27 protein-coding genes are annotated in these 24,465 nt (G+C 46.5%); 14 read left to right on the top strand and 13 right to left on the bottom strand.

Annotated features, from left to right (window positions below):
- Window position 1: 1 nt before the first annotated feature.
- The 5 genes from BC792_RS12925 (at window position 2) to BC792_RS12905 (ending at window position 5,411) form a co-directional block, all read left to right on the top strand.
- The gene (locus BC792_RS12925) at window positions 2-874 is read left to right on the top strand and encodes an SDR family oxidoreductase (protein WP_148909438.1); all 873 of its coding nucleotides are present in this window, start codon (window positions 2-4) and stop codon (window positions 872-874) included.
- The gene (locus tag BC792_RS12920) at window positions 871-1,497 is read left to right on the top strand and encodes a hypothetical protein (protein ID WP_148909437.1); all 627 of its coding nucleotides are present in this window, start codon (window positions 871-873) and stop codon (window positions 1,495-1,497) included. Before BC792_RS12925 ends, BC792_RS12920 begins: the two co-directional genes overlap by 4 nt.
- 244 nt (window positions 1,498-1,741) lie before the next feature.
- A complete protein-coding gene (locus tag BC792_RS12915; RefSeq protein WP_148909436.1) occupies window positions 1,742-3,481 on the top strand; it encodes a phospho-sugar mutase in 1,740 nt (579 codons plus the stop codon).
- Window positions 3,482-3,483: 2 nt separating this feature from the next.
- Window positions 3,484-4,026, top strand: coding sequence for an NUDIX hydrolase (locus tag BC792_RS12910; protein WP_148909435.1), 543 nt, complete (start codon window positions 3,484-3,486; stop codon window positions 4,024-4,026).
- A 71-nt stretch (window positions 4,027-4,097) separates the two neighbouring features.
- Window positions 4,098-5,411 carry a nicotinamide mononucleotide adenylyltransferase gene (locus tag BC792_RS12905; RefSeq protein WP_148909434.1) on the top strand — a complete coding sequence of 438 codons (1,314 nt, stop codon included), beginning with the start codon at window positions 4,098-4,100 and terminating at the stop codon, window positions 5,409-5,411.
- A gap of 92 nt (window positions 5,412-5,503) precedes the next feature.
- On the opposite strand, the gene BC792_RS12900 is transcribed toward BC792_RS12905, so the two are convergent.
- From BC792_RS12900 to BC792_RS12890, 3 genes are all read right to left on the bottom strand, one after another.
- A complete protein-coding gene (locus tag BC792_RS12900; protein ID WP_148909433.1) occupies window positions 5,504-6,331 on the bottom strand; it encodes an N-acetylmuramoyl-L-alanine amidase in 828 nt (275 codons plus the stop codon).
- A gap of 255 nt (window positions 6,332-6,586) precedes the next feature.
- The gene (gene gcvP / locus BC792_RS12895) at window positions 6,587-9,463 is read right to left on the bottom strand and encodes an aminomethyl-transferring glycine dehydrogenase (RefSeq protein ID WP_148909432.1); all 2,877 of its coding nucleotides are present in this window, start codon (window positions 9,461-9,463) and stop codon (window positions 6,587-6,589) included.
- A gap of 185 nt (window positions 9,464-9,648) precedes the next feature.
- On the bottom strand, window positions 9,649-10,077 hold the full coding sequence (locus BC792_RS12890) for a hypothetical protein (protein ID WP_148909431.1): 429 nt from the start codon (window positions 10,075-10,077) through the stop codon (window positions 9,649-9,651).
- Between the two features lie 113 nt (window positions 10,078-10,190).
- On the opposite strand from BC792_RS12890, the gene BC792_RS12885 reads away from it, so the two are divergent.
- Window positions 10,191-11,105, top strand: coding sequence for a dimethylarginine dimethylaminohydrolase family protein (locus BC792_RS12885; RefSeq protein WP_148909430.1), 915 nt, complete (start codon window positions 10,191-10,193; stop codon window positions 11,103-11,105).
- Window positions 11,106-11,109: 4 nt separating this feature from the next.
- Window positions 11,110-12,024 (top strand): citrulline utilization hydrolase CtlX, encoded by a 915-nt coding sequence (gene ctlX, locus BC792_RS12880; RefSeq protein ID WP_148909429.1) that lies wholly within the window; start codon window positions 11,110-11,112, stop codon window positions 12,022-12,024.
- A 21-nt stretch (window positions 12,025-12,045) separates the two neighbouring features.
- Here the strand turns inward: ctlX and BC792_RS12875 are convergent, their stop codons facing one another.
- From BC792_RS12875 to rpmB, 7 genes are all read right to left on the bottom strand, one after another.
- The gene (locus BC792_RS12875) at window positions 12,046-12,663 is read right to left on the bottom strand and encodes a Crp/Fnr family transcriptional regulator (RefSeq protein ID WP_148909428.1); all 618 of its coding nucleotides are present in this window, start codon (window positions 12,661-12,663) and stop codon (window positions 12,046-12,048) included.
- A 1-nt stretch (window position 12,664) separates the two neighbouring features.
- Window positions 12,665-14,254 (bottom strand): bacillithiol biosynthesis cysteine-adding enzyme BshC, encoded by a 1,590-nt coding sequence (gene bshC / locus BC792_RS12870; RefSeq protein ID WP_148909427.1) that lies wholly within the window; start codon window positions 14,252-14,254, stop codon window positions 12,665-12,667.
- A gap of 255 nt (window positions 14,255-14,509) precedes the next feature.
- Window positions 14,510-15,844, bottom strand: a complete 1,335-nt coding sequence (rimO, locus tag BC792_RS12865) for a 30S ribosomal protein S12 methylthiotransferase RimO (protein ID WP_148909426.1) — start codon at window positions 15,842-15,844, stop codon at window positions 14,510-14,512.
- Window positions 15,845-15,972: 128 nt separating this feature from the next.
- A complete protein-coding gene (ftsY, locus tag BC792_RS12860) occupies window positions 15,973-16,935 on the bottom strand; it encodes a signal recognition particle-docking protein FtsY (RefSeq protein ID WP_148909425.1) in 963 nt (320 codons plus the stop codon).
- Between the two features lie 208 nt (window positions 16,936-17,143).
- Entirely contained in the window at window positions 17,144-17,305 is a 162-nt protein-coding gene (locus BC792_RS12855) for a DUF4295 domain-containing protein (RefSeq protein ID WP_148909424.1), read from the bottom strand.
- A gap of 41 nt (window positions 17,306-17,346) precedes the next feature.
- Complete coding sequence (rpmG, locus tag BC792_RS12850) at window positions 17,347-17,529, bottom strand: 50S ribosomal protein L33 (protein ID WP_002998409.1); 183 nt, start codon at window positions 17,527-17,529, stop codon at window positions 17,347-17,349.
- Between the two features lie 66 nt (window positions 17,530-17,595).
- Complete coding sequence (gene rpmB, locus BC792_RS12845; protein WP_037497627.1) at window positions 17,596-17,829, bottom strand: 50S ribosomal protein L28; 234 nt, start codon at window positions 17,827-17,829, stop codon at window positions 17,596-17,598.
- Between the two features lie 250 nt (window positions 17,830-18,079).
- On the opposite strand from rpmB, the gene recO reads away from it, so the two are divergent.
- Window positions 18,080-18,805, top strand: a complete 726-nt coding sequence (gene recO / locus BC792_RS12840; protein WP_148909423.1) for a DNA repair protein RecO — start codon at window positions 18,080-18,082, stop codon at window positions 18,803-18,805.
- Between the two features lie 106 nt (window positions 18,806-18,911).
- On the opposite strand, the gene BC792_RS12835 is transcribed toward recO, so the two are convergent.
- Window positions 18,912-19,103 (bottom strand): cold-shock protein, encoded by a 192-nt coding sequence (locus tag BC792_RS12835; protein WP_148909422.1) that lies wholly within the window; start codon window positions 19,101-19,103, stop codon window positions 18,912-18,914.
- A gap of 149 nt (window positions 19,104-19,252) precedes the next feature.
- Between BC792_RS12835 and BC792_RS12830 the strand changes: the two genes are divergently transcribed.
- From BC792_RS12830 to gcvT, 6 genes are all read left to right on the top strand, one after another.
- Window positions 19,253-19,975 carry an SIMPL domain-containing protein gene (locus tag BC792_RS12830; protein WP_246155051.1) on the top strand — a complete coding sequence of 241 codons (723 nt, stop codon included), beginning with the start codon at window positions 19,253-19,255 and terminating at the stop codon, window positions 19,973-19,975.
- A 7-nt stretch (window positions 19,976-19,982) separates the two neighbouring features.
- Entirely contained in the window at window positions 19,983-20,459 is a 477-nt protein-coding gene (locus BC792_RS12825) for a DUF4112 domain-containing protein (protein WP_148909420.1), read from the top strand.
- Window positions 20,460-20,538: 79 nt separating this feature from the next.
- Window positions 20,539-20,907, top strand: coding sequence for a DUF4359 domain-containing protein (locus BC792_RS12820; protein WP_148909419.1), 369 nt, complete (start codon window positions 20,539-20,541; stop codon window positions 20,905-20,907).
- The gene (locus BC792_RS12815; RefSeq protein ID WP_148909418.1) at window positions 20,907-21,590 is read left to right on the top strand and encodes a pseudouridine synthase; all 684 of its coding nucleotides are present in this window, start codon (window positions 20,907-20,909) and stop codon (window positions 21,588-21,590) included. Before BC792_RS12820 ends, BC792_RS12815 begins: the two co-directional genes overlap by 1 nt.
- Window positions 21,587-22,411, top strand: coding sequence for a DUF6929 family protein (locus BC792_RS12810; protein ID WP_148909417.1), 825 nt, complete (start codon window positions 21,587-21,589; stop codon window positions 22,409-22,411). The genes BC792_RS12815 and BC792_RS12810 overlap by 4 nt, the downstream gene beginning before the upstream one ends.
- A 94-nt stretch (window positions 22,412-22,505) precedes the next feature.
- A complete protein-coding gene (gcvT, locus tag BC792_RS12805) occupies window positions 22,506-23,585 on the top strand; it encodes a glycine cleavage system aminomethyltransferase GcvT (RefSeq protein ID WP_170250034.1) in 1,080 nt (359 codons plus the stop codon).
- Window positions 23,586-23,672: 87 nt separating this feature from the next.
- Here the strand turns inward: gcvT and BC792_RS12800 are convergent, their stop codons facing one another.
- Together BC792_RS12800 and BC792_RS12795 are read right to left on the bottom strand one after the other, a co-directional pair.
- The gene (locus BC792_RS12800) at window positions 23,673-23,891 is read right to left on the bottom strand and encodes a DUF6358 family protein (RefSeq protein WP_148909415.1); all 219 of its coding nucleotides are present in this window, start codon (window positions 23,889-23,891) and stop codon (window positions 23,673-23,675) included.
- A gap of 2 nt (window positions 23,892-23,893) precedes the next feature.
- A complete protein-coding gene (locus BC792_RS12795) occupies window positions 23,894-24,193 on the bottom strand; it encodes a hypothetical protein (RefSeq protein ID WP_148909414.1) in 300 nt (99 codons plus the stop codon).
- Window positions 24,194-24,465: the final 272 nt, after the last annotated feature.

Raw genomic sequence — 24,465 nt, 5'->3', positions numbered from 1 at the left:
TATGATCGAAGGAGCATTAAAAGAGGGCGCCCTAAGGGGAAAAACAATTGTCGTAACCGGAGGGGGCACCGGCCTTGGAAAAGCGATGTCGACGTATTTTTCCGAACTGGGGGCCAATGTGGTCATCACCAGCCGTAAGCTGGATGTTTTGGAACAGGCCGCCAACGAAATCTCCCAGCACACGGGCAACCCCATACTTCCCGTCTCTTGTGATGTCCGAAAGATAGAAGATGTAGAAGCGTTGCTACATCTCATCGAGGAGCGCTTCGGAGCTGTACATGCATTGGTAAACAATGCCGCCGGAAACTTCATTTCGCCAACAGAGCGTCTTTCTCCCAACGCGTTCTCAACAATCATTGATATTGTACTGAAAGGGACAATAAACTGTACCCTGGCCTTTGGAAAAAACTGGATCGCCAATAAACAGCCGGCGTCGGTTCTTAATATCGTGACCACCTATGCCTTTACCGGTTCGGCATACGTGGTTCCTTCCGCGGTGGCCAAAGGGGGCGTACTGGCGCTGACCCGCTCGCTGGCTGTAGAGTGGGGAAAATATGGAATCCGACATAATGCTATAGCTCCGGGCCCCTTTCCGACGAAGGGCGCATGGGAACGCCTGCTCCCCGGCAACCTTATCGATAAATTCGATTTCAGAAATAAAGTGCCTTTAAAGCGGGTCGGCGAACACCAGGAGCTTGCCAATTTGGCCGCATTCTTGCTTTCCGATTTCGCGGGGTTCATTAACGGAGAAGTCGTCACGATTGATGGCGGCGAATGGCTACAAGGTGCAGGCGAATTTAATAACCTCGAAGCGATCCCTTCCGAGATGTGGGACGCCATAGAAAGTACAATCCGAAAAAACAACAAAACATGAAAAACTTAGGCTTGGCACTATGCTGCCTCATCCTCGCGTGTGTTTCCTGTACGTCCTCCAACAAAAAAACCGAAGAGAAGAAGGACTCCACGGAAAACACGCAAATTCCATCCGCTGAAACGCAACAGATAACGGAGACGATTACGCGATTTACCCGTGCGTATATCAGTCAGGACAACCAAAAAGCCAACGCATTGATCCATCCGGACTTAGGTCTTTATGTTATTTACCGTCCTGGGGCGGCAGACACCTATGAGCGCGTGGACAGTATAGACTTCCAAAAGCCGCTGCCAACGCATTTCCCCTACACCACGTTCGAAAACGAGTACGTCCTCCGGTTCGACAAACTTCCGGTTTACGACTGCGGGGGCGAGAAATGGGACAAGCTGGGGTTCTTCTGCGATACAACCGAACAGGCAATCCAGCTGACACGGATCGCTGAATTCAGGCAGGAGTTCGGCGAAGTAGGAGACGACGAACTGAAAACGATCACGGAAATAGAAAAAGACAGCTTCCGTGTGATCCTCACAAAAAACGAAAATCTGATATTCCACGTTAAAAAATATAACGGGGCTTGGTACGTAACCGTCTTAGACCGCGCCTATGGCTGGTGTGACGCCTAAGAAGAGCGGGGGGGACCAGTAAACATACAGCGGCCTTCTAAGGTATCATAGTCGTCTGCAACCAGTTGCTGCTTATCAAAACAATTGCCCGAAAATTTGATTTTATCTACGATATGTATTTTGTAAATCGAACGAAATTTATCTAAGTTTAAACAACGGAATTGAACAGCATGAAATACGCATGTTTGCGCAAAACACAAACACGCATGAGTATTCCATATGCCCATTAAAAAAATAATAATATATGAATAACATAGACCAAGCCACACAACAACGTATCCAACAATGGTTAAGTACAGAATACGATGAGGCCACTGTCGCGCAGGTTCAACAATTGATCGACAACAATGAGGAAACGGAACTTCTCGATTCCTTCTATAAAGAGCTAGAGTTTGGCACGGGCGGTTTGCGCGGAATTATGGGCGTCGGATCCAACCGCATGAACAAATACACGATCGGGAAAGCCACACAGGGCCTTGCAAACTACCTGAAAAAACAGTTTCCCGACCAACCTATTAAGGTCGCCGTTTCTTATGATAGCCGCAACAACTCCCAGCAATTTGGACATCTTGTGGCCGACGTGTTCTCTGCAAACGGCATACACGTCTATTTATTTAAAGAGTTACGGCCGACGCCCATGCTCTCTTTCGCCGTTCGTCACTTCGAATGTCAGGGAGGCGTTATGCTGACAGCATCCCATAATCCGAAAGAATACAACGGTTACAAAGCATACTGGAATGACGGTGGTCAGCTTGTAGCTCCGCACGATAAAAACGTCATCACCGAAGTTAACGCGATCCAGTCGGTTGCTGAAATCCGCTTTGACCGTGTTGCAGATAACATCACCTTGATAGACGAGAGCTTTGACGATCTTTACGTGAACGCGAATCAGGGCCTCAGTATACATCCTGAAGCGGTGCTTGCACAGAAAGATCTTAAGATTGTATACTCGTCCATCCACGGCACGGGTATTACCATCGTTCCCAAGATGCTCAAGGCATGGGGCTTCGAAAATGTACACCTGGTAGAGGAACAAGCTACGCCCGACGGCAACTTTCCCACTGTTATTTATCCCAATCCGGAGGAAGAAGAGGCCATGAGCAAAGCCAAACAAAAAGGTCAGGAGATCGATGCGGACGTAGTTATGGCTACCGATCCCGACGCCGACCGTGTGGGGCTAGCCGTGAAAAACCGCAAAGGAGAGATGCAGCTGCTCAACGGAAACCAGATCGGTAGTCTGCTCATTTTTTATGTTCTATCTTCCAAGGCAGAACAGGCGACTCTTCAGAAAAACGACTTTATCGTGAAAACTATCGTGACGTCCAACTTGATGACCGACATCAGCAGTGGCTTTGGTGTTAAGCACTATGAGACACTGACCGGATTCAAATTTATCGGCGAGGTCATGACGCGCCTGGAAGGGCAGGAAAACTATCTCGTCGGCGGCGAAGAAAGTTACGGATTTCTAGTCGGCGATCTGGTACGCGATAAAGACGCCGTAAACGCCTGCGCATTCATTGCCGAAATGGCGGCCTACTTTAAAAGCCAGGGAAAAACATTATTCGACGTTCTCCTAGATATCTACGGAACATACGGGTTCTATCAGGAAAAGTTGATCTCTTTAACAAAAAAAGGAAAAGCCGGAGCCGAGGAAATTAAACAGATGATGGCGGACCTGCGTGCGAACCCTCCACAAACCCTTGGGGGAATACAGGTTAAGGAAATACGCGATTATCAAGCTCAACGATCGTACGTTATTGCCGACGACAGCCAGACTTCAATTGATCTTCCTAAGTCAGACGTTCTTCAATTCATTACTGTTGACGGTGATGTGATTTCGGCGCGGCCATCCGGGACAGAGCCTAAAATTAAGTTCTACTGCTCGGTTAAAGAACAGCTAACTGCCGCGGACGCTTATGAGCACGTATCCGCGAAGCTGGAAGAAAAAGTGAAAAACATCATGGCTGATATCGTGAAGGACTAGTTATGGACAAATGGACCTTATTAGATTCAAAATATATTATCCAACGACCGTGGGCGACGCTGCGCGTTGACAAACTGCAGTTGCCGGGGGGACATATCAAGGATGAATATTACGTCTTGGAATATCCCACTTGGGTAAATATGGTGGGAATTACGGACGACAACCAAGTATTGTTTGTACAGCAGTACCGGCATGGCGCCGGCGAGATTATGGTGGAGCTGCCTGCGGGCGTCGTCGAAGAAGGCGAAGACCCTGCTGAAGCCGCCCGCCGCGAGCTTCTGGAAGAAACGGGATATGCCTTCGATTCAATCGAACAGATATGTCAACTCTATGCCAATCCGGCCACGAGTGGCAATATCACGTACACCTACCTTCTTACGGGTGGAAGAAAGGTTCAGGAGCAGGAACTGGATAGTTCGGAGGACATCGATGTTCTCCTCATGTCTATCGAGGAGGCGAAAACCATCTTATTCGACAACAGGATCGGCCAGGCTCTTCACGCATCTGCACTTTTCTATACTTTTAAAAAATTAGGTTTGCTTTAGGCAAGCCTAATTTTATTTTTCTAAAAGGATCGGCTTCCGAATAATCCCCCCGATTTTTGTACCTTTGCACTATGGCAAGAGAAATTTTTGAGACCAAACGCAAAGCACTTAAAATTAACCTTAACCCAGACATCTACGGGACTTTTGCAGAAATCGGCGCAGGACAAGAAGTTGCCCGCAACTTTTTCGAAGCGGGGGCAGCCTCCGGCACCATTGCCAAAACCATCTCCGCCTATGACATGGCTTTCAGCGATGCCATATACGGGGCCGAGGAGTCGGGGCGATATGTTAGCCGTACACGTTTGATCAAGATGCTCCACCATGAATTCAACTTGCTTACCGAACGCTTGCATGGTGAAAAATACGAGTCGAAAAAGTTCTTCGCCTTTGCCGATACGGTAACGACACTAAACTTCACAAAAACCAACGATCCCCACGGATGGATCGGTGTCCGCTTCCAGCATGAAGTAGGAGGCCCCATAAACGACATCGTCATACACGTTCGCCTCCTTGATAGCGACTCCCGACTCCAATCCAAAGTACTGGGCATTCTGGGCGTCAACCTTATATTCGCGGCCTACTTTTACGCAGACGATCCCCAGACAATGATCGAGTCATTGGTAGACAACCTGTCGATCGGCTCCGTAGAGATCGACCTCGTGAAAGTCTCAGGTCCCGTTTTTGAGCAGGCAAACGAGCGCCTGCTGAATCTCTACTTGATTGCCAAGGGCTTTGCAAAGGCGGCTATCTTCCGCCCAGATGCAAAAGCAGCGCAGATAAAAGACTACCTTTACAAGAAGAACATCATCATCCTCCGAACAAAATACCGGCAAAAATCAAATCCCAACTTTGATCTGTTCAACCTCGCCGTCGATCAGTTCAAAAAAAATACAGGGGCAACGCCCGACGATACGGTTGTTTTGATTGAGGTGCTTATGGGCAACGTTCTGGATGACGACAGCCCGATCACCGATGACGATTTAGCCTATTTCGCAGAACGGGCAGAATACCTATGCTCGACCGGAAACAACATTATGGTTTCTAACTTCCGGCGAAACAACCATCTGGCAGAGTTCATACAAACATTTAAGCCAAAACATGTAGGTATTGCCACCAACATATCCAATCTGAAAAACATATTTAATACGCACAATTACAACAAAGATCTTTATACAAACGAACTCCTATCCTACATATCGGGCATGTTTAGTAAGGACGTCAAGCTTTATGCGTACCCGTATCTTGACAGAAAGACCAACAGAATTGTCACCACGCAAAATATGCCGGTTGCGGAAGAGGCGCGGCACCTGTTCGACTTCCTCATACAAAACGGCTATATCGTAGACATCGAAAACTACGATGAGAAGTTCGTGAAGACGGTTTAGCGGACTACGCAGAATGCCCAGACCGCTCTTCCTTTTACAGCATTAATGGATTTTCCGTTGCGGTTTAGCACGCACGATGGCCGAGGCGCACTTTAGAGGTATTTTTTGAAAATAGAATATAATATCTTTAGATCTTCTTCATTCAACGTAGCTGTGTGAGTATCCTTTTGGACGTAATGAAACTTGAAAGCCTTAATAGCAGCATCAAGGTTCTTCACATCGTAACCGATAATACGGAGCGCAAGTTTCGGGTCGAAACCGGCAGGAGGGGTTTCCAGATATTGATCGTACCAGTAGCCAAAGCCTTGGTCAGCCAACTTCTTCCAAGGAAAGCGTGAGGGGTCGTTCTTCCTCGTGGGGGCATAATCCATATGTCCAATGAAGTTTGCCTGTGGGATCTTATAGGTATCTTTAAGATAACGTAGCAGGGCCACCAACGCATCAATCTGCGCATCTGGCCACGGATCCGTTGTTCCGTTATTATCAAGCTCTATACCGATGGATGAGGAGTTCAGGTCTGTATCGTTACCCCACTTTCCCAAGCCGGCGTGATGCCCCCTGTAGAGGTCATTGACCATCTGAACAACCTTCCCATCCCTGCCGATTACATAATGCGAACTGACCCCCGCTTTAGCGTTGTGAAAGGTCCGAACCGTTTGATCCAACGAGTTTTGTGCCGTATGGTGGATCATGACATAGTTAGGCTTCCGGACACCAAAGTTAATGGAAGCAATCCACTCTTTCTCCGGCGCTGCGATACGCTCCAACTGTCCCGTAGCCGGCGTCTCTTTATATAAAGCAGCAAATTCTTTTGCCTTCTTTTTATATACTTTTTCCGTAGCGGCATACTTTCCGCCTCCACACGAGACGGCTACCAGCAGCCATGCCGAAATGGATAATGCATACCATTCTCTTTTCATTGCTTTCGTTTTCTCAAAAATACAATTCAACCCGCATATACACCGATGTATAAGGAATTTGTTACGTACAAGCAATAAGCACACCAAACAGCGGCCGTTATGCTGTAAAGGCCGCTGCTATCCAGCAGATGACTACTCTCGAGTCTGCTGCGCAACTGCGCCTATACGTCGGGGCGCGCCCACTAGCCATCCATAAAAAACTCCTGCCGTACAATTACGACAGGAGTTCACATTCTTCTGATCCGGCGATGTCGTTTACGCGTCGGCGTATTCTTCGATCGGTGGACAAGAACAGATCAAGGTACGGTCGCCTTGCGAATCGTTCACACGTCCAACAGACGGCCAGAATTTATTCATCTTCAAATAAGGAAGAGGATATGCTGCCGTCTGGCGGCTATACGGTCTATTCCACTCGTCGCCCGTCACGATCGCAGCAGTATGTGGAGCATGCTTCAGAACGTTCTCTTTTTGATCGGCATCTCCTGCTTCCACTGCAGCGATCTCGGCACGTATCGCGATTAACGCATCGCAGAAGCGATCCAGCTCCGCTTTAGACTCCGACTCCGTTGGTTCAACCATGAGTGTGCCCGCCACAGGGAAGGACACGGTCGGTGCATGGAACCCATAATCCATCAAGCGCTTCGCGATATCAGCCACCTCGATGCCCACACTCTTAAACCCACGGCAATCAAGAATCATCTCATGAGCGCAGCGTCCATTTGCACCGGCATATAACACCGGGTAATGATTTTCCAGACGGGCTTTAATATAGTTAGCGTTCAAGATCGCCGTCTTCGTCGCCGACGTTAATCCCTCTGCCCCCATCATCGCAATATACGCGTAGGAAATCGTCAAGATCGATGCGGAACCAAACGGGGCCGCGGATACTGCCGAGATTCCTTGCTCGCCGGAAATCTCCACCACCTCGTGGTTCGGTAGAAACGGCACCAAATGTGCTGCAACACCGATTGGCCCCATACCTGGGCCACCGCCGCCGTGCGGGATACAAAACGTCTTGTGTAGATTTAAATGGCAGACGTCTGCTCCAATATAGCCGGGGCTGGTCAATCCCACCTGTGCATTCATATTTGCGCCATCCATGTATACCTGTCCGCCGTGTGCATGGATAATTTCGCATATCTCGATGATAGACTCCTCGAAAACACCGTGCGTCGACGGATAGGTGACCATCAGCGAGTTTAGGTTGGCGGCATGTTCCTCCGCCCTGGCCCGTAGATCAGCCACATCAATATTTCCGTATTCATCACATTTGACGACAACCACTTTAAGGCCTGCCATAGACGCTGACGCTGGGTTTGTTCCATGTGCAGAAGCTGGGATTAAACAGATATTCCGGTGTCCTTCTCCGCGGCTTTCATGATAGGCACGGATCACCATTAGCCCCGCATACTCCCCCTGTGCACCCGAGTTCGGCTGGAAAGACATCTTTGCAAAACCCGTAATCTCGGATAGCCAGTCGTTTAGTTCGTTGATCAGCTGCATATAACCCGAAGTCTGGTCAGCCGGAGCGAACGGATGTAATCCGCCAAAATGCGCCCAGGTTAAAGGCACCATTTCTGTTGTTGCGTTTAACTTCATTGTACAAGACCCCAATGGAATCATAGAGTGACATAAAGACAAATCTTTGGATTCCAATGATTTAATATAACGCAACATCTCGCTCTCCGAATGATAGCTGTTGAATACCGGGTGCGTTAGATACGCGGAACGGCGGACGAGCGTTTCCGGAATTGAGGTCGCCCGCAGTTCTCTCGCCATATCCTGTAGGTTAACATCGTTAAGCGATTTCCCTTTGATTTTAGCGAATACTTTTACTATCGTCTGTATATCTTCAAATGTTGTTGTTTCGTCGACGGAAATGCCCACAACACCTTCGTGGTAATAAAAGTTTAGTTCATTATTTAGCGCTTCCGATTTCAATGCCCCTACTTGATCTCCGACAGCTACACGCAGCGTGTCAAAATACGAAGCGTTAGTCTGCTCATAGCCAAGAGCCTTCAAAGCACCGTCAAGTAGATTCGCCAGGTCGTTGATGCGGCTCGCTATATTTTTAATGCCCTGCGGCCCGTGGTATACCGCATAAAATGAAGCCATAATCGCCAAAAGAGCCTGCGCCGTACAGATGTTTGACGACGCTTTGTCACGACGGATATGCTGCTCACGGGTTTGAAGCGCCATGCGCAATGCATAATTGCCGTTTGCATCCGACGTTACTCCGATAATACGTCCCGGAATATTCCGCTTATAGGCGTCTTTCGTCGCAAAAAAAGCGGCGTGCGGTCCACCAAAGCCCATCGGAACACCAAATCGCTGCGAGTTTCCAACAACCACGTCAGCCCCCCATTCACCGGGAGGCGTCAATAGCGCCAACGACATCAAATCTGCAGCCACACACACGGTAATATTTTTATCATGAGCCGCCGCTGTGAAGTCGCCGTATTCGGCAACCGTTCCGTCCGCTGCCGGATATTGAATAAACGCAGCAAAGACATCGTCCGCCAGATTAGCTACCTCGATATCAGCTACGCGTACCTCAACACCGAAAGGCACCGCCCTTGTCTGCAGAACATCCAACGTCTGAGGATAGATGTTCGGTGTCACCAAAAATACGTGCGCATCTTTATTTTTTCGGGCGCTGTAGAGCATAAACATCGCTTCTGCCGCAGCTGTTGCCTCATCCAACAACGAAGCATTGGCAATTTCCAGCCCTGTGAGGTCCGAAACAACCGTCTGGAAGTTCAACAATGCCTGCAGACGTCCCTGCGCGATCTCGGCTTGGTAAGGCGTGTACTGCGTATACCATCCCGGATTTTCCAATACGTTTCGCTGAATAACACCGGGCACCGTAACGTCATAATAGCCTTGACCGATGTAAGACCTGAACACTTTATTTTTATCAGCAAGTTGTTTCACTTTCGCCAGGTAGGCTGTTTCACTCAACGCCGCGGGAAGGGTCAGTGGCTTCTTCAGTCTGATCTGTCTTGGAACGGTTTGCTCGATAAGTTCATCTACCGATTGTACGCCTAGATAGGCTAACATTTCTTGCGCTTCTTCGGCCCTCGGTCCGTTGTGGCGATCCTGAAATTTTTCTTGATAAAATACGTTGCTCATTTTTGCGCTTAACTTTTTCATTTGCATCGTCCTAGATCCGTACAGGGGCGTCTCTAGAAAGAAACATTTTCATATACTTTTTGAGACTGCAAAGATACGATTTTATCAACGAATTAAAACGACGCAACACATTTGTTAAGAATAACAAGCGATCGCCGTATGTGGGCCAAAAAACGCCAGCAGATCTACAATTCGTCCAGCAGCGCCATAAAAGATACGAGATCCTGTTCGGTGCGCTGTCTCGAGATAGATAGTTCATTCCTTAGTCCATCTCCAGTAGAAATAACCAGCATATAGTCTACCCCGTCGGCGCATCGCCAGCAATCTTTGTAGTCGGCACGAAATAAGTCGAGTTTCTGAATATGCGCGAGTAGCTGCTGGTACTTCGCGCTGTCGGTCTCATAATGTTCCTTTTTGGAGCTCTTCTCACAACGGTTCCCGGTAAGATCTTTGACAGTTTTCGCCTTGTTCAGACTCACCTTTTTGACAACACCGCATCCCGACACAACTTCTAGCTGCACTTCGAGGCCTTCGACAGGTACATCTTGCTTTTTCGAGCAGGACAACACGGAGAGTGTTAACAGAATTAAAAATAGAAACGGACTTTTTTTCATGATTCGCAAGGTTTTCGTCTTAAAACGTAAAGAGAATTAAATCCGCGACAGACATTAGGCTCCAACAGGGTTAATTATTATCTTTAAAGACAATTATAAACGAGGAACCTTGTATGATAAAGCTCCATGTAAAGAATGAGACAGGAAGGTTAAGAGCGGTCGTTCTGGGCATCGCCAATCAAAACGGACCAATCCCGAGAGCCGATGAAGCTTACGATCCAAAGTCGCTAGAGCATATTATCGCCGGTACATATCCAGTAGAATCGGATATGGTATACGAGATGGAGGCTTTTCGCGAAGTGCTCGAGCGTTACGGCGTTACTGTCTACCGTCCTCAGCTGATTCCGGATCTAAACCAGATTTTCTCGCGGGACATCGGCTTCGTAATAGATGACTATTTTGTTAAAGCGAATATTCTGCCCGATCGGGCCGATGAGTGGGAGGCCATTCAATACGTTGTTCAGCAAATAGACCCTCAAAAACGTATCGAAGCGCCGGAAGAGGTGCATATCGAAGGTGGAGACGTCATCTTATGGAACGACTATCTGTTTGTCGGCACCTATAAAGGTACCGACTATTCCGCCATCAATACCGCCAGGACAAATATGAACGGCGTTCACTTTCTACGCGAGACATTTCCCCATAAGACCGTTAAGGAGTTTGACCTTGTAAAGTCGATGACAGACGCCCGTGCCAACGCATTACACCTGGACTGCTGCTTCCAACCAGTGGGCAGGGACAAAGCGATATTGTATCCGGGCGGATTCCGGAACAGCGACGATTGCGAGTATCTTGTCGACCTATTCGGATCGCATAATATATTTCAGATCACGGCAGATGAAATGTACGAAATGTGCAGCAATGTTTTCTCCATTACCGAAGAGGTGGTCGTCTCGGAAAAGCGGTTTGATAGGTTAAACCGATGGCTGCGGGAGCAGGGCTTCCGCGTAGAGGAAGTCCCTTACCACGAAATCGGAAAGCAAGAAGGACTATTCCGCTGTTCAACGTTACCTCTTTATCGCGATTAATGCCATGAACCAGACCACCGACACATTATTACTTGTGCGTCCTTTCGATTTCCGGAAGAACGAAGAAACAGCTGTCAACAACTTCTTTCAGGAGGATCCGACAGGCGCCGGTATAGCCTCCCGGGCACAGGCTGAATTCGACGGTTTTGTAAAGTTGCTGAAAGATCACAACATCAATACGCTCGTCGTCCAGGACGAAGGAGAGTTCGACACGCCGGACAGCGTGTTCCCCAACAACGGCATATCGTTCCATCAACACACCGCGGTACTGTACCCTATGTTTGCGGAAAATAGAAGAAGAGAGCGGTCGTTAAATCTGCTGGACAAGTTAAAAAGATGGGGATTTACATTTGACAACGTCATTGACTACACGCCCTACGAACAGGAAGGGCGCTTCCTTGAGGGGACAGGAAGCCTTATCCTCGATAGGGTAAACCGCATCGCCTATTGCTCGCTCTCTCCTCGCGCAGACGCGGGGATAGCCCACCAGTTTTGCATAGACTTCGGATACGAACCTTTTATCTTTGAAGCAAACCAATCTGTAGAAGGAATACGGAAGCCTATTTACCACACCAACGTGATGATGTCAGTCGGCACTCGTTTCGTAGCCGTTTGCCTCGACAGCATTGACAACAGCTATCATCGGGACCGGCTAATCCAGCGGGCAAAGAAAACGGGAAAGGCAGTATTTGAGATTTCCGAGGCGCAGATGATGGCGTTTGCCGGGAACATTTTGGAGGTGAAGTCCGTTTCAGGCGACCCCTATATCGTGATGAGTACCCAAGCGTATGAGAGCTTTACGTCACCCCAGCACCAAGCGTTAAACCGCTGGGGAAAAATTATCCACGGGCCGCTTGACACCATCGAGACTGCAGGGGGCGGCAGTGCCCGCTGCATGATTGCTGAAGTGTTTTACTAGACGGGCTGCTTCCCGCCCCTCTCATCGTTTTGCTTCTTTGGAATCCGTCAGCAGCTCGCGGCGGACCCGGCTTAGGCTTTCTGGCGTAATCCCCAGATAAGAGGCGATCATCCATTGCGGGACACGAAGCAGTAATCCCGGATACATCTCCATGAACGACAGGTACCGTTCTTTGGCATTCATGGCCAACAGGGAGTTAATCCGCTTTTGCTGTATATAGATGTTCCGCTGTAAAGAGTTCTCCAAAAAGCAGGCGAACTCTTTACTCTCCCGGGAAGCTTTCTCCATAAATTCGGGCTGCACAAATACGATGATGGAATGCTCTATGGCCTTAATATAATAATCTGACGGCTTATTAAAGTATTGGCTCGCCCGGTCGGAAATGATCCAGTTTTCCGGAGCGAACTGCAGTATATGTTCTCCGCCTTTCTCGTCCAGGGAAAAGGACTGCAGCAGACCGGATTCGACGAAAAAAGCGTGGTGGCTTACCTCTCCTGCTCTAAGCAGAAAGGTGCCGTGGGCGACTTCTTTAAAGAAAAAGTAAGACGACAGTTGCTCAAAATGCGCTTCCGAAAGGCCCGCCTTTCCAGAATAATACTTATAAAAGTTGCTGTCTTTCAGATTATAATCGAGCGTCATACTAATACAGTATTGTAAATTTAAAGTCCAACGGATTAAAGTGCCGGTCCAGATCTTTAATCAGGTCATCTCCATACTTCAGATACAAGGAGGCAAAGTTCTCGGTCCGTTCCTGAAGCCCTCCTCCGGGAAACAGCTTGTCTTTAACCCGTTCTATCTGTATCAATGCGTCATCATGGTTATGTTTATCCGCTTTCAGCAGCTTTTTTTCCAGATTGTTGATGGCTTTTTTTAGCCGGGCTTTAACAGCTTCCGTACTTGGGCCCAGACTCGGGTCAATCTTGTGCGCCCGCAATTTAATCTTTGCAAAGATTGCGTTCAGCTCCATCCATTCATCGCGCAGGTTTAACCGATGTTTGGTATGTCTACGTACATATTCGCTTTTTAACACCTCAAGTGGTTTAAATACACTCTTGAAAGTCAGATCGAGGCGAAAGATCTTTCCTGCCGTGTTATCGTCGGTAATCATAGCAGAATTTCGGGGCACCAATATCGGAAAAGGAACCCCATACTGATCAAAATTTGCCTTCAACTGTAGCCAATAGACAATCTCGGCGCCTCCCCCAATATACGCGAGATTCGGTAATATAACTTCCTGATAGAGCGGGCGCATAACGACGTTGGGACTGAAACGCTCCGGGTGCGTATCAATCTCTGCCTGCAGTTCCTGCTCTGAGAAAAAACGTTGTTGATGAAGGACCTCAAAACGGCCGTCGTCCAAGCGGACAATGCGTTCCCGATATTCATCGGTTAGGTAAAAGAAGTTAATATCGCGGGCGTGAACCTGTGTGCTGTAGCCGAGAGACTCCAGCAGGGCCGAAGTTTCTTCAATACGCTGTACACTCTTTCTTTCCAGGACGTCCTGCCGGATATACGGAATAAAGACCTGTTTGAGTGGTTTACTGTCTGCGTCTATAATTACGAGTCCTTGGTCACAAAACAGCGCATTCACCATTGTCCTCGTCGCATCGGCCAACGATAGGTCGCTGAGATAGGCCTTTTCGACGATTTTCTTCAATTTTTCTGCGTTTACGGATAATCCGAAGGTGTTGCAGTACTGCTTGACAGCGTCCCCGATATCGGTAGTAGACATCCTGCCTGTTGCCGCTAAGGGCTCTCTATTCCATGTGATTCTCTTCCCGAAAACCTTGGTATGATTAATCTCTGCAAAATCATGGTCTTCCGTGGCCATCCAGTACACAGGCACAAAGTTGTGTGCCGGAAAGGCCTGTTTCAAGTCTTTAGCAAGTCGTATGGCCGAAACGATTTTAAATATAAAATATAACGGCCCCGTAAAAATATTCAACTGGTGCCCCGTCGTTACGGTGTATGTCTGTTCCTCTGCCAGCAGATCGATGTTCGCCTGCACTTCGGGAGATTCCGCTAGCAGGGCGCCATACTGTAGTTTTAGCTGTTCAACGAGAAGGTCCCTATGAGGGAACGGTGCCCTGCTATCAAGCTGCGATTTAAAACCTGCTAAGTCTGGCCGATGTCCGTAAAAAGGCCGCAGCGCGGCTTCGTCTGCCAAGTATCCTAACAGGGTATGGGAAAAACTGCCTGTATCGCTATAATCGATGTATGTTGCTTTCATTTACCTCTTCTAACTAAGTGCGGCAGAACATTGCTCCGTATGGTATGACACAAAACGCTGCCCGTTTACGTCGAAACGAGTGGTCAAATTACATATTTTTCCGAAAAGCACCTCTATACCTGTACATTTTGTCGTTTATTTGACAATAACTTTATCGACCGTAGGCGGCATAAAACGCCACTAATAAAAAAACAGACAGGCGCCATAATTTCTTTACGGCGCCTGTCTGTTTCCTATGCTTTCTGGTCGCGGCTATTACCTCACGATATGTCCATATAAATCAAAATCCTCCGCACGGTCAATCTTAACGTCGACGAAGTCGCCGATACGTGCGTAATTTTGACGGGCATCCAGAACAACTTCATTGTCTACTTCGGGCGAGTCGTACGCTGTACGTCCAATAAAGTAATCTCCATCTATCCGGTCTACAAGGACCTTAAATGTCTTACCGACCTTTTGTTGATTGATTTCAAAAGATATGCCTTGCTGCACTTCCATAATCCGCTCGACGCGCGATTCCTTGACATCGGCGGGTACGTCGTCGATCAGGCTAAACGCGTGTGTTTTCTCTTCGTGCGAATAGGTGAAACACCCCAGCCGGTCGAATCTGGTTTCATCTACCCATTGCAGCATCTCTTCAAAGTCTTGTTCAGTTTCCCCGGGATATCCGCAGATCAATGTTGTCCGCAGGGCAATTTCAGGAACCTTATCGCGGATTTCGCTTACGAGGTCTATCTGCTTCTGCTTGGTCGTACCCCGGCGCATAGACTTCAGCATATTATCGCTGATATGCTGAAGCGGCATATCCAGATAGTTACAGATATTGCTGCGCTCATTCATAGCATCCAATATATCCATCGGAAAACCAGAGGGGTAAGCATATTGCAGACGTATCCATTCGATGCCGTCGACATCCGATAGATGGCGCAACAAATCAGACAAATTGCGTTTGCCGTATATATCGAGACCATAGTAAGTCAAATCCTGGGCAATCAAAATAAGTTCCTTGGTGCCGTTGGCAGCTAAAAACTTAGCCTCTCTCACCAAGTCGTCGATAGGCTTGGATACGTGTTTACCGCGCATGAGCGGAATCGCACAAAAAGAACATGGACGATTACACCCTTCAGCTATTTTGAAATAGGAAAAGTGTGATGGTGTTGTCAGCAGGCGCTCCCCTAAAAGCTCATGCCTGTAGTCGGCGCCGATGGTAGATAACAGCTCCGGCAGATCGTTTGTGCCGAAGTAGGCATCAACGTTTGGAATCTCCGCCTGTAATTCGGGTTTATAGCGCTCCGAAAGGCAGCCTGTTACAATTACCTTGTTAACTTTACCTCTATCTTTGAGTTCCGAATACTGAAGAATAGTATCTATGGACTCCTGCTTGGCATTATCAATAAAGCCGCAGGTATTAATAACGACTATATCATTTGCTTGAACGTTAGAAGCCTCGTGAACGACTTCCATCTGGTTGCCTTTTAATTGCCCCATCAGAACTTCCGAATCATGGATGTTCTTCGAGCAGCCTAAGGTCACGACATTCACCCTCGGTTTAACCGCCTGGGACGCAACCTTTGCATATTTTGTTTTCATTTTATTTGTTTTCTGAATCTTCTGTACAGGCGGAAAAAAATACCGCAGCAAGATTGCCTCTATGAACTATCCGGTTGTCTCCAACTGTACCCCTTTCCCCAAGTCCTTCTTTGCCTCGTTTAGAAAAATCATTTAAAGAGCGAATCGACAAAATCCTTCTTGTTAAACAATTGCAAATCGCCGATCTTCTCTCCTACACCGATGTATTTGACCGGAATTTTAAATTGATCTGAAATGCCGATCACCACCCCACCCTTGGCGGTACCATCGAGCTTAGTCAGCGCCAACGCGTTGACGTCCGTCGCCTGGGTAAACTGGGTAGCCTGTTCAATGGCATTTTGTCCTGTAGACGCGTCAAGGACCAACAAAATTTCATGCGGAGCGCCAGGGACTACCTTTTGCATTACATTTTTTATTTTCGTCAGCTCGTTCATCAAGCCCACCTTGTTATGCAAGCGCCCTGCCGTATCGATAATCGCCACGTCGTCGCCATTAGAAACAGCTGATTTGACCGTATCATATGCTACAGAGGCGGGGTCTGACCCCATTGCCTGCGCCACCACGCGCACCCCCACGCGCTCGCCCCAAAGCTTGATCTGGTCGACCGCTGCTGCACGGAAAGTATCCGCAGCCCCCAATACGACGCTGTTTCCCGCTTCCTTCAGCTGATGGGCCAGCTTTCCTATCGTTGTCGTCTTCCCTACACCGTTTACCCCCACAACCATGATGACATATGGTTTATGGCTACCATACTCAAAGGTTTCAAAATCATTGCTATTATTTTCCGCTAAGAGCGCCTGAATTTCTTCCTTCAACAGACGATTGAGGTCGTCCGTACCAACATACTTATCCCGTGCCACACGTTGCTGAATACGTTCTACGATCTTCAGCGTCGTCGTTACACCTACATCCGACATCACCAATACCTCTTCCAGATTATCAAGAACTTCGTCGTCAATAGTCGATTTACCAACGACAGCTTTGGTTATCTTTGAAAGGAAACCCTCTTTCGTTTTTTCCAACCCTTTGTCGAGGGCTTCTTGTGCCTCAGGCGTCTCTTGCTTTTTCTTAAAAAAATCAAATAATCCCATGGTATGATCGTGTGATGGATGTGATTTAAATGGATCAAACTTACATAAAATGCTTTGCATTCGCGAAAGCCTATACGATAAAAAAATCTGGCGGACGAGGCCCTTTTACCTGTAAGCTATACTAAAAAAGCCCTTTCGGCTAATACCAAAACGGCTTTTTTTCATTTTTAAAGAAAAACTTTAAAAAAAGGAATATTTCCTGCGTTGCTTATTTCGTAGCTGCTGCTACCACTTCTTTCACCTTATCGTTGTGAACCATACTCTCTTTGAAAGTATACGCTCCCGTTTTCGCAGATTTAGTAGTAAGAATTACCTTCGTGAACTCTTTACCACCTCCTTTTTGTAACGATGCAACTGCTTTCTTTGCCATTGTTTTATATTTTTATAGAAGCTAAGCGCTCCAAAGGTTAATTATTTAATTTCTTTATGAACAGTTACTTTTCTAAGTACAGGGTTGAATTTTTTCAATTCCAAACGCTCTGTTGTGTTCTTTTTGTTCTTTGTTGTGATATAGCGAGACATGCCCGGAAGACCACTTTCTTTGTGCTCAGTACACTCTAAGATTACTTGTACTCTATTTCCCTTTTTTGCCATTGTTTTACTTTATTATAATCTCGAAAGATTAGATTTCATGAATATTTTGATAACAGGCGGTAATGATTAAATAGATCCCTTTTGGATGAATTTGTTAATTACTGCTGTAATACCGTTCTTGTTGATCGTTTTAATCGCAGATGTAGATACCTTTAACGTAATCCAACGATCTTCTTCTGGAATGTAAAAACGCTTAGTCTGTAAATTCGGGTAAAATTTACGCTTAGTTTTAACGTTTGAGTGTGAAACGTTGTTTCCTTTTAATGCCGCCTTGCCTGTTAAATCACAAATTCTTGACATGATATTTGATTTTTAATGTTGTCTGTTCTCTTTTACTCTTTTCACAAAGAGTTTGCAAATATCCATATTTAATCTGTGAAATGCAAGCAATGAAAAGAATAATTTTAAAAATTTAGGAAACTCTTTGCTGAGGTATGCAAAAATACTGTTTTTCCGCATGTAGAGCGCACCGAAGGAGAAGAATAGTTTTCCACAATTCACATCTGCTTTTCCTTGCGCTTCTTCGACAGTCCTTTGTATCTTTGCGGGTATGCTTCATAAAACCAGGGGAGTCGCTTTAAAAACAACAAACTTTTCCGAGAACAGTGTGGTTGCCCACATTTTCACAGAAACGTTCGGTATGCAATCATACCTCGTGCAGGGCGCAAAAAAAAGCCGGGCAAAAATTTCTGCGAATCTATTTCAACCCCTGCACCCGCTGGATATGGTGGTTTATCATAAAGCCAACAACGGACTGCAACGTATAAAAGAGGTACATCAGATACCCGTTTTGCATCATATCCCGTTGGATATAACGAAAAGTGCCCTCGCCATTTTTCTGAATGAAGTTCTTTATAAGGTGCTGCGCCAACAGTCGCCCGACCCCGCATTATTCAATTTTATACAGCAATCGGTTATCTGGATGGATCAAACTACGACAAAGCTAACGAATTTCCATCTCGTTTTTCTAGTCCGGCTCAGCCGTTTTCTGGGTTTCCTCCCCCTCCAGGCAGCAACCCGTACACTCCCCTTTTTCAACTTGCTCGACGGCGTTTTCTGCAATACCCTGCCTTCGCATAGCCACATACTTCAGGAACCTCACACCTCCCTTTTTCAGCAGCTGCTAAAAGCCAACTTTGAGGATTCCGCCGAAATCAAGATGGGTAAAGAAGATCGGAAATACCTGCTGGAAAAGATACTTGAGTTTTATAAGCTACATACAGAAGCGTTCGGCAGCGTCCATTCGCTATATGTACTGGAAGAAATCTTCCAATAGCCTCCGCCCGAACCTGATCAATGAAAGCAAAAAGCCTTTCCAACAAAAAAGCCAGCCGTTGAAACAGCTGGCTTCTTCACAATAAATATATTTGAAAATCTAAAAATTAGATAAGCTTTACATTTACCGCGTTAAGACCTTTACGGCCCTGTTCGATTTCGTAAGAAACATGGTCGTTCTCACGAATCTTGTCTACTAATCCTGAAACGTGAACAAAAATTTCGCTCTCGCCTGAGTTGGGAATGATGAAACCGAAACCTTTGGTCTCATTAAAGAATTTTACTACACCTTCTTGCATTTTATTATGGTATTATTTTGTATTGTTCTTAAAGGTATAAATTATTTTTCATTGTCCGTTTATTTCTCATTAATTTTTAAACGAAAATTAGGTTCTTTGGTCAAACAATGTGGACGCATTTTTGTATATGTAACATCAAAACAAAAGAAATGAAAAGAATAGCAGGTTTAATTTTAGCGATTGGTATAGTCATGACAGCCGGGGCACAAACAAACAATTTCGACTTTAGCAGGAAGGTTTCGACACGAGGATACGCCGAAAGGGAAGTTACCCCGGACATTGTATATCTCTCTATATCGCTTCGGGAATATTTTGTCGATGGTAATACCAAGAAAAAGATAACCATTGAATCGTTGGAAAAGCAACTGTTCGACGCAGCTATGCAAATAGGTGTGAAAAAGGAAGACTTTACCATCCAAAACATCTATAGTTATAATTACGACACCAAAAAGAAGGGTAACTCCGAGCTGTTGCAAGCCAAACAATATCGGATCAAGATATCCAACTTAAACGGATTAAACAGCATGTTGGACAAGGTCGATGCCAAAGGTATCCAAAGCACATCCATCGGAGGTTACGACCACTCACAGAAGCGCCAGATTGAGAAGGAATTGAAGATCGCTGCTGTACAGGACGCTCGCACGAATGCTGAAATTATTGCTTCGGCCACCGGCGACAAGATAGGAAAAGTGCTCGCCATCAACGATAACAGTTCGTTTGGGTGGAACGACATCATGCCCTCACCCCGGGCATATAGCGTGGCTAGAGCGGAAATGGCAGCAGATGCGGGTAGCATCGAACCCTCATTGGACATCAGCGTACGTCCGATAAAATTGACATGCAATATAGACGGCGTATTCGAACTTCAATAATTCAGCCATGATCAAACATGTGGAACAACGCAAACTTCAGATCGATCACGACTTCCGATGGGTAGAACGCGTTGCTTCCCTCTTAGACAATAAATTCAGCATCGGACGGTTCCGCTTTGGGCTCGATCCGGTGCTGAACTTTTTTCCGGTCGTCGGACAATTATTAACATTTGGCGTTTCTATTTTGCTGGTGCTTGTGATGTTCAGAAATGGCGTGAGCTCAAAGGCCGCGACAAAAATGCTCCTGAATGTGATATACGACGCCATCGTCGGGTCGATTCCGCTCTTCGGCAATATCTTCGACTTCTTTTCCAAAGCCAACCAACGGAACGTCAAAATCCTCAAAGAATATTACTATGAAGATAAACACCAAGGTAGCGCCAAAGGCATCTTAACGGCCATATTTTTAGTTTTGCTGCTCTTCTGCATATTGGTATGCTACATAGTATGGATTGTAGGAAAATGGGTGATCAACCTGTTTTAGCTCCGGCAATCCATGGTACCATACAACTGGTTTTAGTTAGATTACCTACCCTACCTGTTATTTGTGTATTTTTGTGATTATGAGCAAAACACGAATATTCGCCTTATCGGTCATCATCCTGATGCTTGCTGCTGTCTTTACCAATCCAACCAAAGAACAGCATGAAGAAGCGGTAAAGGCGAAGGTACTTACCCTCTTACAGGCGGCGCCTACCGAAAAAAACAGCGACGCTATCAACTTCGGCATTCAGCTTTTTGGCGGGACACTTATCGATCAGTTTCTGAACGAGCATATCAAAGTCGACAATTTTTACCTTTTTTCACTGACGAAGGTCCGCTGGGAAAACCAAGAGACCATCATCGGAGGCGGCGCTTTTAAACAGATCTGGCTAAGTCCTAAAATCGACGAGAAAGCCGAAGAGATTGTCCAGATCATCAAGGGAAGATAATGTTGGAAATCCTTTACCAAGATACAGACCTCATCGCCATAAACAAGCCGCATGGCCTATTGGTTCATCGCTCAAGCATTGCTTCGGACACGTCCGAATACGCATTGCAGCTGCTGAGAAATCAGATTCAGCAAACCGTATATCCCGCTCATCGGCTGGACCGTAAAACGGGTGGCGTACTGCTGTTTACGCTCAACAAGGAGATGGACTCCCTCACCCAACAGCTGTTTGCCGGAAAGGATGTCCACAAAACATATTGGGCAGTCGTCCGTGGATACACGGAGGATGAGGGGACGATAGACTATCCGCTGCGCAAAGAAAACGGCGTTCTGCAGGATGCCGTAACACACTTCCGCACGTTACACCGCACAGAAATACCGCTTCCCTTCGGCAAACACCAGACATCCCGCTATTCCCTGGTCGAGGCCACGCCTATCACCGGACGTATGCATCAGATACGGAAGCATCTGGCGCATATCTTTCATCCGATCATTGCCGATCGTCCACACGGTTGCAATAAACAGAACAAGCTCTGGAAGGATCGATTTCAGCTGGATACGATGATGCTCCATGCCAAGACCTTAGCTTTCCATCACCCGCGTACTCAGGAAAGGATAGCCATACATGCCCCGCTGCAACCCGACTTCGTCCGCGTGTTAACCTTATTAAACATTCCCTTATGAAAGAATTTATCCTGGAGCTTCTGTTTACCATTCAAGGCATAGGTGCCGCATCCGGCCTAATCTATCGCGAACAGGATATATACCTGATCTCCGACAACAGCAACTACCTATACAGCTATTCGCTGGAAACGAAGACGCTGAAGGAAAAGCTTTTGTCAGAACGAGCCGTTAATGTGCAGGTGCCTAAAAAAATAAAAGCCGATTTCGAAGCTATTACCGAAATAGACAGCTGTCTTTATATCTTTGGATCTGGATCCACGGCAAACAGGAATCTTTTGGTAATATACGACTTCCGTCTGGATCGCGTGGACAGCATAGATATGGGCCCGGTTTATCAAGCGTTAAGAGAAAACTATGCGATATCCGCAGACGATTTTAACATCGAAGGCGCTATAGATCTAAACAGTGACATCTGGCTTTTCAATAGAGGAAACGGCCCCGGGCAGAAGAACGGCGTGTTTGTTCTACAGCGGAACAACCTTGCGCCAAAAGCGTATTATCCGGTTACACTTCCCTCCTTGAAAGGGATCCCGCTGGGATTCACCGACGCTACCGTTGTTGATAATAAAATTTACTTCATCGCTGCCGCAGAAGACGGCAGCTCCACCTACTTAGATGGCGACGTACAGGGAACGGTATTAGGTGTTCTCTTACCGGAGACGCTACAGATCGAATACACCCAGCCAATCTCTTTCTCACATAAATTCGAAGGGTTAACCCATTATATAAGTGACAGTTCCTCCATCACCTTCTTATTGTGCGAAGACCAGGACGGCGACGCTGATTTCTCAGACATATACCGCTTAGTCCTACCGCGTTAAGCCGCATCCGTATTTAACATTATCCGGCGATTGGCCTATGAATGGCGCTTTTTTTGACTATTTTTGGAAAAACTAAGATATTTCAATTGCTATGATTAAAAATACTGCGCTTACTGACCTCCATATTGGCTTGGGGGCAAAGATGGTACCCTTTGCAGGTTTCAACATGCCTGTACAATATTCAGGAATAAATGACGAGCATGAGACAGTCCGCACCGGTGTGGGCGTATTTGACGTCAGCCACATGGGCGAGTTTATCCTGAAAGGCGAAAAAGCGCTCGACTTGATCCAGAAAATATCGTCAAACGACGCTTCCAAACTTTACGACGGCAAAGTGCAGTATGCGTATATTCCTAACGAGACTGGCGGTATCGTCGACGACTTCCTGACCTACCGCATTGACGCACAGACGTATTTCCTTGTTGTAAACGCGTCCAATATCGAAAAAGATTGGAATTGGATCAGTAAGTACAACACCTATGGTGTAGAAATGAAAGACATATCCGACAAGACTTCATTGTTTGCTGTTCAGGGCCCTAAAGCGGCCGAGGCCCTACAGTCGCTGACGAATATCGAGCTGGCAGCTATGGAATACTATACCTTCCAAAAAGGCGTTTTTGCCGGAGTTGACAACGTGCTGGTATCGGCGACAGGGTACACCGGAGCCGGTGGCTTCGAAATCTATGTTGCCAATGAAGATGCCCGGAAAGTGTGGGACGCCATCTTTGAAGCAGGCGCTCCTTTCGGAATTAAACCTATCGGGTTGGGAGCCCGCGATACGCTCCGCCTCGAGATGGGCTTTTGCCTGTATGGGAATGATATCGACGATAATACTTCTCCATTAGCCGCAGGGCTAGGATGGGTAACCAAGTTCACCAAAGATTTTGTAAATAGCGATCACCTTAAAGCAGAAAAAGAAAGAGGAGTATCCCAAAAATTAGTCGGGTTTGAAATGGTCGATCGGGGTATACCCCGTCACGACTATGAGATTGTCGATGCCACCGGAAACAAAATCGGCCGTGTGACATCGGGAACACAGTCGCCTACACTGAAGAAGTCCATTGGCCTCGGCTATGTAGACAGTGCTTTTGCAAAAGACGGTAGCGAAATATTTATCAGTATCCGTAACCAGCCCGTAAAAGCCGTGGTTAAGAAGCCTCCTTTTGTAAAATAAGAACTCTTCAGAGGGGGCCTACGCGGGCTACAGCAGCGCACAGCCGCTCTTAACAATGTTCCGAAAACTGTTTCGGAACATTGTATCCTACTTCTTCCTGTTACCGTCCTTACTACCGACTCTACTTGACGTGTCTTTTTTTACAACTTTCAGCAGGACGACCTTAAGATATATCATCACCACCAACAGGGCTATTGCAATAAAGAGGTAAAGCTGATTTCCTGCCTGAAAAGCCATTATTCCACCGTACACCAAAAAGGCAATGGCGAAATTCAATAAAATGTTTAATATAAAATATTTTGTCATACTCAGTATTTATCTTGGCTTCCTAAAACCCGTTTCCTTATGAAGAAAAAATAGACCAGTCCCGCCAATATATTTCCGAAGATAATAAAGATGATCAGCATGAAACGCTCTATGGTCGATAGGCTCACCGAGAGCATGATCTCCCTCAACGTCAAAACTACCCAGAGTAAGGACACAAGCAATGCTATACTGATCAATATATCGGCATAGAGAAAACCCAAAAGCTTCAATACTATTGCCAGCATGTAAAATCCCAGACTAAAGAAAAAAGCCTGCTTTGTCTGCTGCACGAAATTCTGCATACAACAAAAGTAAGCAATCTATCCGCATTTTGTTAGGGTTATGCTTTCTTTATCGCTAAGAATCCCTTCACGAAAAAGAAGGCGTCTAAAAAGGGCGCCTTCTTTAGTTTTATTATGGGCTTGTGGTCTGTAATGGTTTTAGGAGATTAGCCTAGGCCGCCAGCGGTTGATATGGGTAATTTATCCATGACTGGTCATAAAATAAGCGGATTATTGTATTTAGGTTCGTCGTTTGGTCCGGAGAAAGTTGTTTCAGGAGTTTTTTCGACCAT

Origin of the sequence: Sphingobacterium allocomposti, from assembly GCF_008124885.1 — a bacterium.
GTDB classification, from domain to species: Bacteria; Bacteroidota; Bacteroidia; order Sphingobacteriales; family Sphingobacteriaceae; genus Sphingobacterium; species Sphingobacterium allocomposti.
This window is presented reverse-complemented; position numbering and strand designations above follow the sequence as displayed.

Excerpts from the sequence above, each read along its gene's own strand:
- BC792_RS12815 (WP_148909418.1), top strand. The coding sequence starts at position 20,907 with ATGTTGGAAATCCTTTACCAAGATACAGACCTCATCGCCATAAACAAG.
- BC792_RS12835 (WP_148909422.1), bottom strand. The coding sequence starts at position 19,103 with ATGCAAGAAGGTGTAGTAAAATTCTTTAATGAGACCAAAGGTTTCGGT.
- BC792_RS12910 (WP_148909435.1), top strand. The coding sequence starts at position 3,484 with ATGGACAAATGGACCTTATTAGATTCAAAATATATTATCCAACGACCG.
- BC792_RS12875 (WP_148909428.1), bottom strand. The coding sequence starts at position 12,663 with ATGACGCTCGATTATAATCTGAAAGACAGCAACTTTTATAAGTATTAT.
- BC792_RS12905 (WP_148909434.1), top strand. The coding sequence starts at position 4,098 with ATGGCAAGAGAAATTTTTGAGACCAAACGCAAAGCACTTAAAATTAAC.
- ctlX (WP_148909429.1), top strand. The coding sequence starts at position 11,110 with ATGAACCAGACCACCGACACATTATTACTTGTGCGTCCTTTCGATTTC.
- BC792_RS12825 (WP_148909420.1), top strand. The coding sequence starts at position 19,983 with ATGATCAAACATGTGGAACAACGCAAACTTCAGATCGATCACGACTTC.
- BC792_RS12925 (WP_148909438.1), top strand. The coding sequence starts at position 2 with ATGATCGAAGGAGCATTAAAAGAGGGCGCCCTAAGGGGAAAAACAATT.
- rimO (WP_148909426.1), bottom strand. The coding sequence starts at position 15,844 with ATGAAAACAAAATATGCAAAGGTTGCGTCCCAGGCGGTTAAACCGAGG.
- BC792_RS12885 (WP_148909430.1), top strand. The coding sequence starts at position 10,191 with ATGATAAAGCTCCATGTAAAGAATGAGACAGGAAGGTTAAGAGCGGTC.
- BC792_RS12855 (WP_148909424.1), bottom strand. The coding sequence starts at position 17,305 with ATGGCAAAGAAAGCAGTTGCATCGTTACAAAAAGGAGGTGGTAAAGAG.
- rpmB (WP_037497627.1), bottom strand. The coding sequence starts at position 17,829 with ATGTCAAGAATTTGTGATTTAACAGGCAAGGCGGCATTAAAAGGAAAC.
- BC792_RS12915 (WP_148909436.1), top strand. The coding sequence starts at position 1,742 with ATGAATAACATAGACCAAGCCACACAACAACGTATCCAACAATGGTTA.
- BC792_RS12800 (WP_148909415.1), bottom strand. The coding sequence starts at position 23,891 with ATGACAAAATATTTTATATTAAACATTTTATTGAATTTCGCCATTGCC.
- BC792_RS12900 (WP_148909433.1), bottom strand. The coding sequence starts at position 6,331 with ATGAAAAGAGAATGGTATGCATTATCCATTTCGGCATGGCTGCTGGTA.
- BC792_RS12920 (WP_148909437.1), top strand. The coding sequence starts at position 871 with ATGAAAAACTTAGGCTTGGCACTATGCTGCCTCATCCTCGCGTGTGTT.
- recO (WP_148909423.1), top strand. The coding sequence starts at position 18,080 with ATGCTTCATAAAACCAGGGGAGTCGCTTTAAAAACAACAAACTTTTCC.
- BC792_RS12830 (WP_246155051.1), top strand. The coding sequence starts at position 19,253 with ATGAAAAGAATAGCAGGTTTAATTTTAGCGATTGGTATAGTCATGACA.
- ftsY (WP_148909425.1), bottom strand. The coding sequence starts at position 16,935 with ATGGGATTATTTGATTTTTTTAAGAAAAAGCAAGAGACGCCTGAGGCA.
- rpmG (WP_002998409.1), bottom strand. The coding sequence starts at position 17,529 with ATGGCAAAAAAGGGAAATAGAGTACAAGTAATCTTAGAGTGTACTGAG.
- BC792_RS12810 (WP_148909417.1), top strand. The coding sequence starts at position 21,587 with ATGAAAGAATTTATCCTGGAGCTTCTGTTTACCATTCAAGGCATAGGT.
- BC792_RS12890 (WP_148909431.1), bottom strand. The coding sequence starts at position 10,077 with ATGAAAAAAAGTCCGTTTCTATTTTTAATTCTGTTAACACTCTCCGTG.
- BC792_RS12820 (WP_148909419.1), top strand. The coding sequence starts at position 20,539 with ATGAGCAAAACACGAATATTCGCCTTATCGGTCATCATCCTGATGCTT.
- bshC (WP_148909427.1), bottom strand. The coding sequence starts at position 14,254 with ATGAAAGCAACATACATCGATTATAGCGATACAGGCAGTTTTTCCCAT.
- BC792_RS12795 (WP_148909414.1), bottom strand. The coding sequence starts at position 24,193 with ATGCAGAATTTCGTGCAGCAGACAAAGCAGGCTTTTTTCTTTAGTCTG.
- gcvP (WP_148909432.1), bottom strand. The coding sequence starts at position 9,463 with ATGAGCAACGTATTTTATCAAGAAAAATTTCAGGATCGCCACAACGGA.